At 34.4% G+C, this 17,129-nt stretch carries 17 protein-coding genes; 6 read left to right on the top strand and 11 right to left on the bottom strand.

Translation table 11 applies throughout. The features are described 5' to 3' along the window. Position 1: 1 nt before the first annotated feature. From OEV82_RS03045 to OEV82_RS03030, 4 genes are read right to left on the bottom strand one after another with little or no spacing between them, the layout of a single operon-like run. Positions 2-1,672 carry a thiamine pyrophosphate-dependent enzyme gene (locus tag OEV82_RS03045; RefSeq protein ID WP_263060974.1) on the bottom strand — a complete coding sequence of 557 codons (1,671 nt, stop codon included), beginning with the start codon at positions 1,670-1,672 and terminating at the stop codon, positions 2-4. A gap of 10 nt (positions 1,673-1,682) precedes the next feature. After that, positions 1,683-2,855, bottom strand: a complete 1,173-nt coding sequence (locus OEV82_RS03040; RefSeq protein ID WP_263060973.1) for an LL-diaminopimelate aminotransferase — start codon at positions 2,853-2,855, stop codon at positions 1,683-1,685. A 49-nt stretch (positions 2,856-2,904) separates the two neighbouring features. Further along, on the bottom strand, positions 2,905-3,870 hold the full coding sequence (locus OEV82_RS03035; RefSeq protein ID WP_263060972.1) for an ornithine cyclodeaminase family protein: 966 nt from the start codon (positions 3,868-3,870) through the stop codon (positions 2,905-2,907). A 36-nt stretch (positions 3,871-3,906) separates the two neighbouring features. Continuing rightward, complete coding sequence (locus OEV82_RS03030) at positions 3,907-5,070, bottom strand: NAD(P)/FAD-dependent oxidoreductase (RefSeq protein ID WP_263060971.1); 1,164 nt, start codon at positions 5,068-5,070, stop codon at positions 3,907-3,909. Between the two features lie 176 nt (positions 5,071-5,246). Here OEV82_RS03030 and OEV82_RS03025 point away from each other — a divergent pair, with 176 nt between their 5' ends. The 4 genes from OEV82_RS03025 to OEV82_RS03010 all read left to right on the top strand — a co-directional run bounded on the left by OEV82_RS03025 (position 5,247) and on the right by OEV82_RS03010 (position 9,349). Further along, positions 5,247-6,428, top strand: coding sequence for a CdaR family transcriptional regulator (locus OEV82_RS03025; protein ID WP_263060970.1), 1,182 nt, complete (start codon positions 5,247-5,249; stop codon positions 6,426-6,428). Between the two features lie 298 nt (positions 6,429-6,726). Then, a complete protein-coding gene (locus OEV82_RS03020) occupies positions 6,727-8,184 on the top strand; it encodes a sodium/proline symporter (RefSeq protein ID WP_263060969.1) in 1,458 nt (485 codons plus the stop codon). Between the two features lie 534 nt (positions 8,185-8,718). Further along, positions 8,719-9,120: a hypothetical protein gene (locus OEV82_RS03015; protein ID WP_263060968.1), complete on the top strand. Its 402-nt coding sequence runs from the start codon at positions 8,719-8,721 to the stop codon at positions 9,118-9,120. A gap of 82 nt (positions 9,121-9,202) precedes the next feature. Further along, positions 9,203-9,349: a hypothetical protein gene (locus OEV82_RS03010; protein WP_173658950.1), complete on the top strand. Its 147-nt coding sequence runs from the start codon at positions 9,203-9,205 to the stop codon at positions 9,347-9,349. Between the two features lie 79 nt (positions 9,350-9,428). Here the strand turns inward: OEV82_RS03010 and OEV82_RS03005 are convergent, their stop codons facing one another. Continuing rightward, entirely contained in the window at positions 9,429-9,800 is a 372-nt protein-coding gene (locus OEV82_RS03005) for an SET domain-containing protein (protein ID WP_263114915.1), read from the bottom strand. Between the two features lie 14 nt (positions 9,801-9,814). Further along, positions 9,815-10,900, bottom strand: a complete 1,086-nt coding sequence (locus OEV82_RS03000; protein WP_263060966.1) for a CotH kinase family protein — start codon at positions 10,898-10,900, stop codon at positions 9,815-9,817. A gap of 167 nt (positions 10,901-11,067) precedes the next feature. Here OEV82_RS03000 and OEV82_RS02995 point away from each other — a divergent pair, with 167 nt between their 5' ends. Further along, positions 11,068-11,427, top strand: a complete 360-nt coding sequence (locus OEV82_RS02995; RefSeq protein ID WP_263060965.1) for a hypothetical protein — start codon at positions 11,068-11,070, stop codon at positions 11,425-11,427. 163 nt (positions 11,428-11,590) lie between these two features. Beyond that, positions 11,591-11,878, top strand: coding sequence for a hypothetical protein (locus OEV82_RS02990; RefSeq protein ID WP_263060964.1), 288 nt, complete (start codon positions 11,591-11,593; stop codon positions 11,876-11,878). A 217-nt stretch (positions 11,879-12,095) separates the two neighbouring features. On the opposite strand, the gene OEV82_RS02985 is transcribed toward OEV82_RS02990, so the two are convergent. From OEV82_RS02985 to OEV82_RS02965, 5 genes are all read right to left on the bottom strand, one after another. Further along, on the bottom strand, positions 12,096-12,764 hold the full coding sequence (locus OEV82_RS02985; protein WP_263060963.1) for a DUF2642 domain-containing protein: 669 nt from the start codon (positions 12,762-12,764) through the stop codon (positions 12,096-12,098). Positions 12,765-12,934: 170 nt separating this feature from the next. Further along, complete coding sequence (locus OEV82_RS02980; protein WP_173660633.1) at positions 12,935-13,525, bottom strand: hypothetical protein; 591 nt, start codon at positions 13,523-13,525, stop codon at positions 12,935-12,937. Between the two features lie 36 nt (positions 13,526-13,561). After that, positions 13,562-14,026, bottom strand: coding sequence for a hypothetical protein (locus OEV82_RS02975; protein ID WP_263060961.1), 465 nt, complete (start codon positions 14,024-14,026; stop codon positions 13,562-13,564). Between the two features lie 133 nt (positions 14,027-14,159). Further along, a complete protein-coding gene (locus OEV82_RS02970; RefSeq protein WP_263060960.1) occupies positions 14,160-14,834 on the bottom strand; it encodes a DUF2642 domain-containing protein in 675 nt (224 codons plus the stop codon). Positions 14,835-14,861: 27 nt separating this feature from the next. Next, entirely contained in the window at positions 14,862-16,211 is a 1,350-nt protein-coding gene (locus tag OEV82_RS02965; RefSeq protein WP_407672735.1) for an arsenic transporter, read from the bottom strand. Positions 16,212-17,129: the final 918 nt, after the last annotated feature.

The raw sequence follows: 17,129 nt of genomic DNA, 5'->3' as shown, positions 1-17,129 counted from the left end.
ATTATTGATTTCTCAATTGTTCAATCGTAGACGTAACAGAAATTTTTTCTCTTTCCATTAAGATTTCAATTACCGATATCGTATTTGCTTGTAACGCAAGTTCTAAAGCTTTTGCAAACGCTTCGGCTGTCTCAACCAAATATCCATCTGCACCCATATGAATAGCGACATCTTTAAAAGACACATGACCTAGATCAGTGGCAATGACCCGCTCAGGAAAATGAATTTCTTGATGCATTCGAATTGTTCCATACATTTGATTATTGAAAACTAAAGCGATAATAGGAATTTTGTAACGAACAGCCGTTTCAATCTCTTGAATGGTCATCATAAACCCACCATCGCCGGATAAAGAAACGACTGTTTTATCCGGATGAGCTAGCTTGGCACCAAGAGCTGCCGGCATACCATAACCCATTGCCCCAGAAGTTGGGCCAATATAAGTATGTCTTTCACAGAAGGAATAATACTTGTGAAGCCATCCGGCAAAGTTTCCTGCATCATTAGTTAATAGAGCATCTCTAGGTAATTTTTCCATTAAAAGCGATATTACCTGACAATTGATATCAGAACTTGCCTTTATTTCTAGTTTACTAGTAAACTCGTATGCTTTTCTCCTACATTCAACCCATGATTTCCATGTTGGTTCTATTTTTAGCTCACATAAAAGATGTAAAGCTTCCTTCATATCAGCAACAATCCCTAAATCGGGAGGAAAAACCTTTCCCAAAGTGTCAAAATCAATGTCAATATGGATCAGCTTTTTCTCAAAGTTAATGATGGAATAATCCTGTGTCGTAACTTCTGATAGCCTTGTTCCCATCGCTATAATTAAGTCGGCTTCATGTACAGTATTTAATATTTCTTTCGCTGTTCCTAAACCTAAGTGCCCGACATAAAGGGGATGGTTATTTGAGAAAACATCATGCCGCCTAAAAGATGCAAGGACTGGGAGGTTAAGTTTTTCTGCGAAAGTTTGTAACAAGTGCTCGGCTTTGGCCTGTTTCACACCACCTCCTGCAATAATAAGTGGTTTTTGAGCCTGAGAAAGCATTTTGGCAAATATGTTTAACTCATGTTTAGAAGGAGCCGGCTTCGGTATATTAGATACAGGGCCAAATGGAATCTCTACATGTACCGGAAGAACATCTTCAGGAAGTGAAACAACTACTGGTCCCGGTCTTCCAGATCGAGCAATACGGAAAGCTCTTGTAACAAGTTCTACAATACGCTCTGGATCATGAATCTCAACAGTCCATTTAGCAATATGTTGAAAATATCGATCTAAATCTATTTCTTGAAAACCTTCTCTTCCTCTAAACTTTGTACTAACTTGACCTAAGAAAACGACAAGTGGAGTCGAATCCTGATACGCTGTATGAATCCCAATTCCTAAATTATTACCACCTACCCCTCTTGTAGCCATTACGACGCCGGGTGTAAGCGATGCTTTCGCATATCCTTCAGCCATAAACGCTGCTCCACCCTCATGACGACATGAAATTAAATCAATTGATTCTTCGTCATATAGAGCATCTAACAGTGGTAAATAACTTTCTCCAGGTACACAAAAAACTTTTGATATCCCTTCACGTTTCATACATTCCACGATAGCTTGAGCACAGGTCATTTGTTTTATCTGTTTGGCAACTTGATCCCTTTTTTCGTTCATCTCACTCCCCCTAAAACTGCAGTCTCTTCAATCTTCTGATTGCCTCATCAATTCTCTCCTCTTTAACCGATAACGAAATTCTAATATATCCTTCACCACCCTTTCCAAAAACATTTCCCGGAGTTACAATAATTCCAGCTTTTTCTAGAAGGAAGTTTGTAAACGTCATGGACGTGTACTGATCGGGTACTTTTACCCATAAAAAGATTGTTCCACGTGGTTTCTCTAATTGAAACCCGATATCTTTTAAAGCTGAATAAAATTTTTCCATCCGCTTTTGGAGAATGTTATTATTTTGACGTACAGCAGAATGATCGCTTTTTAATGCTGCAGCTGCAGCCTTTTGAATAGCCAAAAACTGGCTAGTATCTACATTACTTTTTAATGTCGTCAACAAATGAACGACTTCTTTATTACCAACTACATATCCAATTCGCCATCCTGTCATGTTATAACTTTTTGATAAAGAACCAAATTCCACCGCAATATCTTTTGCACCCGGCACTTGCATAACACTTGGAGCTTTGTATCCGTTAAATGTAACAAGGTCATAAGCCGCATCATGAGCAAGGAAGATATTATGTTCACCAGCAAAGGTAATCGCTTTCTTAAATGTATCAAGTTCTACAGTAGCAGCAGTTGGATTACTCGGATAGTTTAAAAATATGAGTTTTGCATCCCTGATATCCGCTTCTTTTAAGCGTTCAAATTGTGGGACAAATCCTTTCCTTTCATCTAATGGCAAAGGAATACTTTCTCCTCCAGCCAAATGAACCGCTGTTTGATAAACTGGATAACCAGGGTCAGGTATAATTACTTTTTCGCCGGGATTGATCATCGCTTGAATAAGATGAACAATTCCTTCTTTTGATCCGATTAATGTTAGCACCTCTGTTTCCGGATCCAGTTTTACCCCATACCTTTTTTCATAAAATTCACTGACCGCCTGTCGAAACTCTCGGCAACCTTTGTAACTAGAATAACGGTGATTTTCTGGTTTTTTCGCTTCTTCTTTTAATACATCAGAAACAAAATCTGGTGTTGGTAAATCGGGCGCACCAATTCCTAAGTCAATAACGTCGACTCCTTTGGCCTGGAGCTCAACCTTTTTTCTTTCAAAATCAGAAAATATATACGGAGGTAATGTTTTTATCCGTTCCGATGCCCAAAGATAACCATCCATCAAACTCCCCCCAAAAAGTTAAGTTCATCCCCACCTATACTCTTTAAAACTATGCCAAATTTAGTTTCGTACCAAGTCCCTTTTTCACTGCTCGTTGATAAATCATATTTGCCGTCACAACATCGAAGAGGGCCATACCAGTTGATTTAAATACAACACTATTTCCATCATTGTTCCTTTTTCCTTTTTTATATAGATATTGAGACATCGTAATTATAGAACCTTCATCAATCCAGCCATGTTTTAATGGCATAATGATATCACCAGATTCTTTTACGGCATCTTCACTATCAACAATGATTTGCTTAGTTACTTTATAGAGGGAATCAGGAAACTCGCGCATCGTAGACTGAAAAGAGCCGATACCAATAAACAATTTCCCTATTAATAATTCTTGTTTATCAGGCAATACAGGTTTTTCTGATGTGGTCGCTGTCACAACAATTTCTGCATTTTCAATAGCTTCTTCAACAGTTTGACATGTATGAAAATTAACCGAAGATTTAATCCACTGTTTCAATTGCTCAATAAATGGAGGTATTTTCTCATTGGTACGGTTATACAAATAAATATCTGTTATAGACCGTTCTGTACATACAGCAATTGCTTGATATAAGCCTTGAACTCCTGTACCGATTAAAGCTAACGATTGTACATCTGCCTTTGCTAAATGTCGCACTGCTGATCCGCCAATCGCTCCGGTACGAAATCCTGTCAAAAAACTTCCGTCAAGAATCGCCTTAATTTCTCCTGTATCACTACTGTTCAAAATGACTAAACTATGTAAGGTGGGAACTGAAGTATTTTTTGGAAAGACAGTAACAAGTTTAGTCCCTATTGCGCTAGAGGTCATGCAAGGCATTAAAACTAAAGTGTTTTCTCCTTCAATGACCTGCATCCGTGTAGGCATTTGAAAATTGTTAGATTCATATATCTTATATGCAAGATCGATTGCATCTATAGTTTCTTTCATTGTCATAGCTTCTTTCATATCCCACTGATTTAAAAATAACAAATTTTTCTCTCCTCCTAATGGAAAGATAATTTTAATCTAGTAAACTCCTTCTTCCATAACTAATTCATTTTTTGCAAATCGTTCAAAAGATAATGGTGATAAATCCAACGTTTCGTATCTACCTAGACGAATAAATTCGGATAACGCTTTCCCAATTGCCGGGGCTTGTTGCATGCCATGGCCGCTGAAACCACAGGCCAAATAATATCCTCGCAATTCTGGATGTTGACCAATAATCGCATTTTGATCCTTTGTATTATGATCATAAAGACCAGACCAACCACGAACAACTTTAGCCTGTGCAAAATTTGGGACACGGTCAGCTAAAATAGGCCATAGTTTGTCTTCAAAAAGCGAACGATTCCAATGAAAATCAATTCCTGGTTTTACCTCTTCTGCAAATCCTGTAATGAAAGCTTCCCCTTCATGACGAAAATACACACCTGTTGGATCCACAGTTAAAGGTGTTTTCTTCTTTAAGGGAACGGCAATATCAAAAACAGTAATCATTCTTTTTAAAGGAACAACCGGAATAGGTAGTCCCATTTTTTTACTTAATTTCGGAGCCCAGGCCCCAGCACAATTAATGACTATGGGGGCAAAGAACTCATCGCCGTTTTTTAAACGAACGCCTATGATCTTTTCATCATCACGTAAAATGGTATCTACCTCTTCATATACATATTTTCCCCCAAGCTGTTTCGTTTTTCGTACATAACCTTGTAAAACGGAGTAAGGATCTAGATAACCATCTTCCTTACAATATAGACCACCTTCTAAATCTTCAACATTCAATTCAGGAATGATATCTTGCATTTCTTCTTTTGTGAGAATTTCCGAAGGAACACCAAGTTCTTTTTGCATCAAATGCTGCTTCTTTAAAAACTCTATGTTCTTCTTATTTCCAAGTAACAAGTACCCTCTCTGTTTAAAATCTATTTCGGCTTTTTCCGAACCTACTGCCATATCGTTTGCAAACGTTAAATATTTTCTTAAACTATAACGACTAATTAGTACATTAATCGGTGTCGTATACAGTTGTCTAATACCTCCAGCACTTCTAGGTGTCGATGCATATTCATAGCTTGCATCTTTTTCAAAAATCGTAATATCACCTGAATAACCATCATTTAACAAATTATATGCAATACTAGAACCTATTACGCCTCCGCCAACAATAATAATATCGGTTTGGTACAATAAATATACCTCCTTTTTAAAGAAGAGTAAGGGAATCCTTCATTTTACTTATAAACATTCTCCGTTCATTTTTCTATATACAAATTGACTAAAAAATTAAATATTTTTTATTTTCAGAATTAAAATGCCATTGTATTATAATGTTAGGTTTTATAAAGAAACAAGGAGGAAATGGCATGAAGTTTTTTGTACAATTTGCACAAAAAGTAGTGAATGCAGCTTCTGATATTTTACCTTTTCCGATCAGTTTAAGTGACGAAGAAGGGAATATTATTGGTTCAACAATTCCAGAACGAATCGGGACAATTCACTCTCCATCAAAAGAAGTGATTAAGAAAAATCGACCGATCGTTTTTGAAGAAGAACGGGTTAAAGATATGGATAATGTTCTTCCAGGCATTGCTGTTCCATTAAATTTTAATCATAAAATAATAGGAGTTTTAGGAATAATCGGTCCCCCTGATCAAGTAAAGCCTTATGCACAGTTAATTAAGCGATATGTGGAAATGCAGTGGCAAGATACTGTATTAAATCAAACAAAATATATGCATAAAAAAACTTTAGAAACCTTTGCTCAATACGTATTGTTAAATGAACAACCAAATAGAGAACGAATTCAACAGTATTGTAATATGTTTAACATTAAATTCGATTCTAAGTATTGTTGTATCGTCATCGATATATTGGATTCCATGTGGCTCGAACAGAACGTTCAATCTGAAGAAATAAAAAATAAGTTACTAGAGTTAATAAAGACAACATATCAATGTAATGAAAATGTACTTCTTACTTTTCTTCATGCGGAAAGAATTATCTTATTAAAACCGTTGTTAAGTGAGGAAGATTATTTAGACTTTATTAGCCACTTTGAAAAGCAAAGCAATCAGTTGATGAGCCATTCTCATTTACTAGGAGTCAAAAATCTAGCAGTTGCCGTTGGGAATTGGCGACATTCGATTGAAGAAATCTATCACTCCTATCAGGAAGCTGAAAGACTTTTAAACTATGGAAAATCATTAGGTATTAAACCTAGAATTTATAGCTTTTATAACTGGAAAATTTTATTAGAAATCCTTCCTCGTTATATAGAAACGAATTTTTTTAATAAATTATTAATTCGGTTAAAGTCCTTAACAGAAGATGATCACTTTACAGAATTAGCGAAAACCTTCCTTACCTTTTGTGATACGAATATGAATATGTCAAAAGCAGCTAAAAAACTATATATTCATCGCAATACGTTAATTTACCGACTCCAAAAAATAGAAACGATCACTGGTCTTAATATTAAATCTTTTGACCATTGTCTTCTTTTTTATCTTGTCCTTAAATATTACGAAAATTTCCAAACAAGTTAATAAAAAGCTAGAAACTTACCATAACGGTTATGAAAGTCTATTATATTTTTATTGTATTTCATATTTATGCAAATTATACAATATGAAAACCTTCGATTCCTCTCAATTTTCCCTTTAAGATAGTGGAAAATTCCTCGTTCAAACAATTGATATATCTTATTATTTGTTTGTTTTGCCTATAGACAGACTGGATAAGATACATAAAAATAAATTTATATATCCGAATATTCTGAATATAAAACTAGAATTATATGAGCTCATACGTTGACAGTTCAGTCAAAATAAAAGGAGGAATGAAATGAATATCATCTTATTTGAATTTTTATTGTATTGCGTTGTAATTTCTATTATTGGATTTACGCTAAGTAAAAAGGTTAGGAACCAAGAAGACTTTCTTTTAGGTGGGAAAAAGTTACCTGGATGGGCTTTGGCATTTTCAGAAAGGGCAACCGGTGAATCAGCCTGGTTGTTGTTAGGATATACAGGTTTCGTATTTACGACTGGGCTTGCAGGAATATGGGTTGCCATTGGAATTGCTGTTGGAATCATTTTTTCCTGGCTATTTTTAGCAAAACGATTTATGCGTGAACAAGAAAAATATAAAGTATTAACAGTTCCAGATTATTTAGCTATACGATTCGGAGATAAAGCCAAGATCATTCGTTGGTTGGCAGGGTTATTAATATCTGGAATGATGATCTTCTACATCGGTGCGCAAATGGCAGGAGCAGGAAAACTGTTATTTACAACCTTTGAATTGCCTTTTATTTCAGGTGTGATCCTTGCCACGTTCGTCATTATTTTTACCGCTTTTGCAGGAGGTTTTATCTCTGTCGTTTGGACGGATATGATTCAAAGTATTATGATGTTAATTACATTAGTGGGGTTACCCATTATAGCTTTCATTTATATCGCCACAAATGATTTATCGGTTAGCCAATCTTTAGCCGAGGCTGGTAGTGAATTTAACTCTTGGTTCGGCGGATTAACAGGATTTTCGATAGGCGTTTTATTTTTCAATAACTTTTCATGGTTTTTTGGATTTTTAGGCGGCCAACCCCAGCTTAGTGCGCGATTTATGGCATTAAAAAACGAAAAAGAAGCCAATATGGGAACAACTGTCGCCACCATTTGGACATTTCTTGCTTATACCGGTGCATTCTCCATTGGTATAGCGGCAATTACAATGTATGATCAAGGATCTTTCGCAGATGTTGAAACCATTCTTCCAACAATGATCCTACAATTAATGCCCCCATGGATTGCCGGAATTATTCTAGCCGGAGTGTTAGCTGCAATTATCACTACAGCAAACTCACAGATTCTTGTCGTAACTAGTTCCGTTACTGAAGATATTATACATAAAGCGATGGGGATAAAACTTACGGAAAAACAACTGCTCTGGTTATCAAGAATATCTGTTGCCTTTTTCGGGATTGTTGGGATGATTATTGCACTTGTATCAGATTCTTTAGTCTATCTCATTGTAAGCTGGTCATGGGCAGGAATCGGTTGTACATTATCCCCAGCAATTTTAATGACATTCTTCTGGAAAAAATACTCAGGTGTAGGTGTAATCGCCACGATTATTTCAGGTTTTTTAGCCACCATCCTATGGATTAGTACGCCATTGGAAGAAATCATAACGTCACGTTTTACAACGTTCTTTATTGCAGCATTTTTTGGTATTGTATTTAGCCTATTGTTCCCTGATAAAAATGTGGATATAAAAAATAATAATGAAGTAGTGTATTAAATGTTGAAAGCGTATACACATTATGAATATAGTGTCAAAAAACAAATGCAATCTGGCAGGTAGCACCGCTAACTTTCCGCAGGCAAGTTTGGGCACCACCTCGAGGCTCCCAGCAGAAACACCTCAAAAGCTCCCTGCCATTTATATCTAATGGATTAAAGAGCTTACTAATTTGTTTATTTTTCAATACATCTGCTTCTGTGAGTTGTAAATCTTCTCTTTAATTGTACCTCTGGCAACCATTTTAATCATTTGTACGGATTTCGTTTGTCCAATAGATATTAAGGAAAAATCTTTTTATAAGAGACCGTACCGCACATATCTTTAATCATTTTTTCTTTTAGGTTAACGATTAACTGCTCTCAACTCCTCAATAAAAGATCAGTTCATTTATATTATCATCACCCCAATTCTAACATGCAATGATATACATTTGTGCAATGAAAAAGGACACAAATATGTTAGAAAATCCATGAAGAAAACATGTTAAAATATGTACAGTTAGATGAATAATGAATAAAGGGAGAGATACTCTTGAGAAAATTTATGACACTCTTTTTTTTGCTAACATTAATCTTACTTGTTTCTCCTAATTCGACGACTTTTGCTCAAATGAAAGATCAAGAAAACACATATCGTATAAATGATGAAATGATATTAACAATAAATCATCACAATCAAGGTGACATCATTGTTGCAAATCATTCGGAAAATGAGGATAATGAACCACTTCATCATGGAGAACATCAAGATCATCCTGATACTAGTTCACACGATTCCCATACTGCCCATTCTGAATATGGTGGCCCTGGAGGCGAATCAAAAGCCGCTATTTATGCAAGTGCTTTATCAGTTATCATGATCTTTTTATTTATTGGCGTTACTTATATCGCTTTAAGAAAGCACCAAAAAAATTCGAACGAACATTATAGATGAATTTCGTAAAATTTTGTGATTATTTTTCCACCTAAACGAAAGACTAATAATCGTAGGACATTTATAGAAAGGTGGAGAACTTTTGGAAAAACGAACCAAAAAAGAACGTGATCAACAACAAGACTTACGACAGGAAGAAAACTTAACGTTAGAAGAGAAAATTAATTCAGCCTTGTTATATACACCAGAAATTATTACTTGGATGGATTATACGCAGTCGAAAGAATAAAACTATAAAAATGTGATTAGGGCCTATCCATAAAGGCTAATAGGCCCATTTTTTAATGAAGTTTGTTCTTTTGAATCAATCATTCAATTACATCAAACCATACTGGTGTCTGATCTAATGGATCCCCGTTATAATTTACCTTTATCTCCTCCCCTTTATGAATATCTCTTCTTGCATAAAAATCGATTGAATAATGATCGAAATTGGTAATATAATAAGCGTTTGGGGAATAAGAATGGTTATATAATAGACCGTATCCTAGTACGATTGCTTTATCTTTTTTCCAGCGAAAAACATAGTTTGATAGAATGCTATCTTTCATATTCTCCCATTCTTCCATAGGGATAATAATGGCCGGTGCACTTTCTATCAATTCACCTTTTTTAATTAGACGTGTGGCAAAAACTCCTCTACCATATTTTTTGGTATCTTTTACTACAATTGGTCTCAACATTATTCCTCCTTTCAAGTTAGACTCTTTAATCCGTCACGAAGATATTGATTTCTATCTTCAATAAACTGCAAAATATAGTCTCGTTCTCGCATTAATTTTTTATTTGAAAATCTATTAATATATGGATCAAATGGAAGATATGGTTTTATTTGATTCATTAAATTAGTAATGATTGGTTCTAGTCGCTCAGTAGTAAAAGTCGTTTTTAATATTTCTTCAAGCATATCGCGATATTGCTCACGATATTGTTTTACATCAAGTATCCGAGCAGTCAAGGTATTATATCCCTCTATCGGGACATAATCATATTCCATTTTTAGACCATCCCAATCCCTCCCCCATGTAGCATCATAATCCCACGGAATAATTTCATATAAACCCGTGTCTCGATTTTTATATAATGCATAGTTATGAATAAAAGCATCAAAATTTTGTGTACATACAATGCCACAAAGCCAAGTTAAATATTTTTGTACATCGACATATCTTGCAATTTCCTGACCAAATCCTTCTCGAGGATACGTATTGAGTGTTATCAGAAATTGCTCTAAGTCTTCAAAATCCTTCTCTTTGCCTTCTTTTAACTCATACCCAGAAAGTAGTGACTTTTTTGGTTCGTTTTCTGCTGTAAATAAAGAAAAAGTTGCTTTATTTGTTGTCGCATAAAATATTGGGCCATCAGGTAAATTTCGGTTCTTTAGAAAATGGCGATCAACAGATTCAATTAGTAAGTAAATACCTTGTGACTTTCCATTTAGTTCAAGAAAAACATGTTGAGCTTTTGGTGCACGTCCACCTATTATATGAAAAAAGTCGAAGGACAGCTTATTACGAATGAGCGAGGGGTCACGATATTCAGCATTTAGATGAATTTCATTACCTTGAAAAACTTCATTATATTGTTTAAAACCAACGCGATAAGATTTTTTTGTGAAAGCTCGGACATGATCTCCCCGATACGTTACCCCACTATCAAACTTATAGTGATCTATCACGAGTTTAGAGGGAAGGAGTCTTTCATTCCAAACATCGTTTTGCAGTCTCCTTAAATGCCTATTTTTAATCAACAGGTTAAGTTTAGGAATATCATGTGTCATCAACTATTCCCCTTTTATTCATAGTTACTGCATTTTATGTCTTGTTTAAAAGAATTGATAATAACTTTTCTAAAAATGGACAAGAGTTTATACAACCAACAAAACAATTCCATATTATATAGTACCTTTATTGTAAAGGATGATGTTTCTAAAGGAGGGGAAAGGAATTGAGTAGCACAAATGTACTAGATTTAATAAAAGAGGCAGAGAGTAAAGGGCTTGATTCATTATTAACACAAACTATTTTCTCAGGAAAAAAAGGATCTTGCACCGGAAAGGGTACTGGAAAAGGTACTGGGAAAGGCACTGGTAAAGGTACTGGGAAAGGTACTGGAAAGGGTACTGGTAAAAAACACGGAAAAGGCACTGGTAAAGGTACGGGGAAAGGCACTGGACGTAAATGTCGTTGCAAAAGAGGATCTAATTGTAAATGTTGTTGTAGAAAGGGATCCGGACGTCAAAATTGCTGTAGAAAGGGTTCTGGACGTAAAGGAACTAGATGTAATGATTCCAAGAAAAGATGCTAAAAATTTTAAACAATGACGATCAATAATTTCTAGTTCTATTAATAAATTATTGTTAACTTTACGGACAAGAGTATAATCAACGAAATCAATCATTTCATATCGTATAGTATAACCCACCTTATTTATTAATAAGGAAGTTCTATTAAAAAAGGAGGTCTTTTTATTGCCAAAAGGTACTGGACATCATCATGGGCACCGTCATCATGGCCATCACTACCACGATCATTACAATCACCACTACCATGGAACAGGTAGAAGAGGGACTGGACGCAGAGGTACTGGACATCATCATGGGCACCGTCATCATGGCCATCACTACCACGATCATTACAATCACCACTACCATGGAACAGGTAGAAGAGGCACTGGTAGAAGAGGGACTGGCAGAGGCGGAACTGGACGCAGAGGTACTGGACGTTGCGAATGTCGTAGAAGAAGATTTTGGTGGTAATTTATTAAAATAATATAATTAGGATTAAGAAATAGTAATCTTTCAACTTCGCATTAAAAGTAGTTCTAAGTTATCAAGAAGAAGGGGAGAACGCGTCTACAATTCTTCCCTTCTTATTTTTTAACGATTCATTATACAGTCGTTTTATCATCATCTATCTTTCAATGTTCTATGGAATTTTGGGAATGGAAAGAACACTTAATTTAAAAAACCAAACCTATGGAAAATGAATTGTTTGGACATGGTTTATATTTAAATAAGAATTACTCATTCTTGCTTTCATAATTTCAATTTGTCCATTTTCAACGCTGCATAACCGACCAATCTTATTTTCATGATCACCAAAGTTAAAAACAACTAACTTTCCAATAAATTTCTTTAACTGATCTTCTAGGGTTCTTGATAGCGGCTGATTGTGTACAGGTGCAGAAAGTTTCACATAGTCTAAACCATAAGGTGTCTCTGAAGCATTATATGGAATTAACCATTTTAAATGGCGGAAGGAGATGTAGACATCTTTATATACTGGACTGTAAAATACAATGTAATCGTTCATAATACTTTTAATATATCCTTGAATTGGATATCTACCTACAACATAAACTTCACAGAAAGTTCCTTTTGCTGCCGTCACAATTTTCCTTAATGAAATCGTCGGTAACTCATCTTGAATAGTCGGACGATAATTTGGTTCTTGAATTTCTGAATCTACATCTGTTAAGACACGATAATTATGCACATGATATAAAGATATATAGACAAAATCTTCTCCATTAAAAATAACAACAACATCATTTCCTGCATCGACAAGTCGTCCGACAAATGAATTTTCACCGTTCAATTTAAAATACATGTTCTTACCGATAAACTGCTTAAAATCTTTCAAGTGTATTCCCCCCTTTCGATGATCTGTAACAATACATGCCGCCTATAAAATTCATCAATATAAGGCTCTGAATAATAATCGAGTACCGAATACTCTTTAAACGTTTCATACAGAGCCTTATTTTTGTATTCTTAATTATAATGAGGAAACAACTTAAAATTTTGCTTATTTTATAGTCTGAATAAATTTCGATTATTGAAGATGAAGTCTGCTCTTCTACTTGGATTAGATTGTTTTTCACTAGATTGATTTTTATTTTGATTGGATTGTTGTTGTGTGTTATTATTATTGTTATTATTATTGTCATTGCTTTTTGTTGCCTCAGTAATATTTTTAATATGATAAATTAATACATAAAATACTTCTCCATTGTTAATCATCACTACATGATCATCGAAAACCTCACTAAGGAATCCTTCAATCGCGTCTTTTTTACTACCATTAATTTTTACCCATTTATGACGGAATTTTTTTAGCACATCTTTAAAACTATTGACTCTTTCTACTTCATATTCATAGGTAGTATCATTTGAATTGTTTTGAAAATTATTCGAAATATTTTTAATGTGTCTTAAATTATAATACATGATGCCATTATCAGACTTTAATGCGACGTGTTCTTTGCCTACCCCTAATAAAACACCTTCAATTTTTTCTGGACCATTTCCATTCATTGTCACATATTGATTCAATAAAGACGCATAGTTATTTTTTTCGACTTTTTTCTTTTTAGAATTCCCATTTGAACTTCTTTCCGACATTTTACATCCTCCTGTCATTTTATAATAACGTTGATATTATTTATTGTTTTTATCATTCTTGTTATTGTTTTGTACTGAAAAATTAATACTTCTTACATGGAATAGCGGTAGCCGTACATATTCATCCTCAGTTACAATGCTTACAAAGTTTTCATCTGCATCTTCTAAAATGCCTTGGACTTTGTTCGGACCGCCAGAGCTGACAACACAATATTTATATCTTGATTTTTTTAATAGGTCATGGAAGCTATTTGCCTTGAGAAACTCTACATCATCATTACTATTGTTCTGTTGATTATTACTGTTACTAAAGTTTTCAGCAATTGTTTTAATATGATCACGACGGAGATATTGGACACCTTTATCTGTATAAACAACCATGTAGTCCTTTTTACAATCTAACAGTGTACCTGATAGGGCATCCGGACCCTTCTTATTTGCATTTCCGTTTATATATACTTCTCTGCCTATTAAATTTTCTAAGAAGTCTGTTTTCGTCATATGGAAACTCCTTTCAATTTTTTTATGCACTTGTACTGACAGTATATGTGCCTTATAAAAAAACAACTAAACTATCACCTATTGCGTAAAAAATATGTTTATGCCCATGTTTTAATAGAGATAGAGAACCTATTTAAGGAAACTGAACCGTTTTAATATGAGTCAAATTCCAGTACATCGTGTTACTTTCAGCTGTTATTAAAGCTATTTTGTTATTTCGGACATCTTGTAATAAGCCAATTTTATCTTTATTGTGACCACCATCTAGAATAATTAACTTGCCGATAAACTTTTTTAACTGTTCATCAAAGGATCTGGATAATGTTGCGATTTGAGGTGTGAAATATTGATTTTGATTTGTTAAAGAATAGGGGGTCGTATTATGAGGGTAGGGAATCAACCATTTTACATGATTCATTGAAATGTACATCGTCTTATAAACTGGTGAATGAAATACAAAATAATCATTCATAATACTTGTTAAATAGCCATGAATCGCTTTGTTGCCAGTAACATATATTTGTACAAATACCCCCTTAGCATTCATTAAGATTTTTCTAAATGATACGGATTCTAATTCAATTGGTTTTTCAGAAGGTGGTTCCAGAAAACTTTCTATTTCTATCTCATTTAATTCTCGTATACGTTGAACATGTAAAAAGGGAATATAGAGAAATTCATTTTTTTCACTATGAAAAATGACGAGAATATCTTGTCCTGCATCAACAAGGATACCTTTCCAAAGCTTTGATCCTGATATTTCGATCTCAAGACCTTTGCCAATCAAATCAACAAGGTCATGTTTCATTCCAACATCTCCTTTATCCTACGAAAATCATTGTAACGCTCCGGTAAAAATCCAAGAAACCCAGAAGTATAAAACTACCAACGTAAAAATTGTAGCAATCGGGATTATGATTAGCGTTACCTTTATATAATGCCACCAGCTAAATTTAATCCCACCCTTTCGAATGATATGCATCCACATTAATGTTGCCAATGTCCCGATCGGAAATAATAATGATCCCATGTCACTTCCAATAACACTGGCCAAATATGCTACTTTCAACTCAAGTGGTGACAAATCCATATTTGTTAAGGTCAGTGTACCTACCATTAAAGCGGGATGATTGTTAAATATATTTGATAAGATAGACATTAAGCTTCCCATTAAAATACTTGCTAACAGTAAACTACCCGACATAAGTGGCTCTATTATTTGAATGAGGACATCTGTTAAGCCAATGTTATTTAATCCGTATATTATGACGTACATACTGAAGGCAAATAGAATAATATACCAAGGCGTTTTTTTCAGCATGTCAGTCGGAGAGGTGTTTAACTTTGCCCATCTCCATCCAAGCAAAACGACAGAACCGATAATGGCCATGATTGAAATGGGGATGTTGAAATAGGAAGCTACAAATAAACTACAACGGACAGCAAATACAAAAATTAATATATTTCTCATTAACTTTGTTCGTTCTTTATTTGAGGAATGCTGCATCACTTCAGGTTTAAGTGGATGGTAAGAAGGTAGTGTTAGGCCGGTTACGTTGATAGGAACTTTTTTAGGTAGATGCTTTTTAAATCGTAAAAATAACAGCCAAGCCAAAAACAATAGTCCAATAGTTGCAGGAAAAAACATCATAGCTGTGTGTAAATAGAGATCCATATCAACAATTTTCAGGGCAATTAAGTTTACAATATTGCTAACCCCAATAGGAGCACTTGATGCTGTAGCGATTAATGCCCCCGAAAGTAAATAAGGTATTTTTTGGTGATTTTTCAAACCCATATTATTTAACAACATAACTAATATCGGCGTTGTGATTAAAATACTCCCATCGTTATTAAAAAATAACGTCATTAAAAAACTGAGTAAGTTGACGTACCAAAACAAACGAACCCCAGATCCTTTAGCTAGTGCTGCTAGTTTCTCAGCAACCCAATGGAAAAATCCGAAACTTTCTAAAACGATTGCCATTACAATCGTTGCTAATATTGTGATTGCTGCATCTGTCACTGTACTCACTATTTCACCTAAGTCTTGGAAGGTTACACTACCAATAAATATAATAATCATTGCCCCAATCGTTGCTGGTATTGCTTCGTTCATTCCTCTTGGTCGCCATAAAATAAAACCCAACGAGGTTAAAAATGTCAAATTCGTTATCAATACCATGGGTTCCATATTTAGTTTTAACTCCTTTCAATCCCAACCATTTAAACATAAAGGTGTTCTCCTCTTTTATGAAAATATATCTCCACGTGTCACTCCCCCCCATTTAACCCTATTAATATTCTGTACTATATCTATATGTATCCACTTTTAGACATGCCTTAGATAATAACCTAGTTTTCTAAAAATCCACTATTATCTATCAACGAATTACACGATATGATAGAAGTACTTCCATGACATATGTGTATATAGTTTTATGTCTAAGTATAAAATCAGACCTATTCGCTTACACATTCATACATATAATTTCTGAAATACAAAATAAATGTACAGGGCTTGTTATGCATAATATTAAAATAGAGTTTAAGAATAAGGGAAACAATTATTCATATAAGGAAGGAATATCTAGCAAAACAGTTGAGAATGAGGAATCCACCTGAATAATGGGATGATTTTTACGAAAGTTCGCCTATGAACTCGTCTTTGAAGAACAGACAGCTATTACTGATCATTCACTAAAAGTTTAATCGCCTAAGCTAAGGGAATAATGGTAATATAGATTTTATAAAAAAGAATAGGTTATTTTATAGATGAATATGAAGGTTGAAAAAAATCTATTTATACTCTTCTAAAGCAAGATCAAATACTTTTATTCTTTTATTCTACTTTGCTTTGTATGGGGATAACATGGTCTCCGTTAAGATAAAGGAAGGAAATTGATTGGTGGTTTTTCTCAATTACTTAACAAACTAAAACATATCAATTCTACTATTAATCTACATTCTAAATAGAATAATTAGATGTAGTATAGATTTATGGACACAACTTGGTTAAGTCATTAATATTAAACTAACGAAAGGTTGTGTCCGAATCATGAGTCAAAAACGGTATAATCAAGAATTTAAACAAACAGTAGTT

It is taken from the genome of Pallidibacillus thermolactis, from assembly GCF_025660415.1.
GTDB classification, from domain to species: Bacteria; Bacillota; Bacilli; order Bacillales; family Caldibacillaceae; genus Pallidibacillus; species Pallidibacillus thermolactis.
This window is presented reverse-complemented; position numbering and strand designations above follow the sequence as displayed.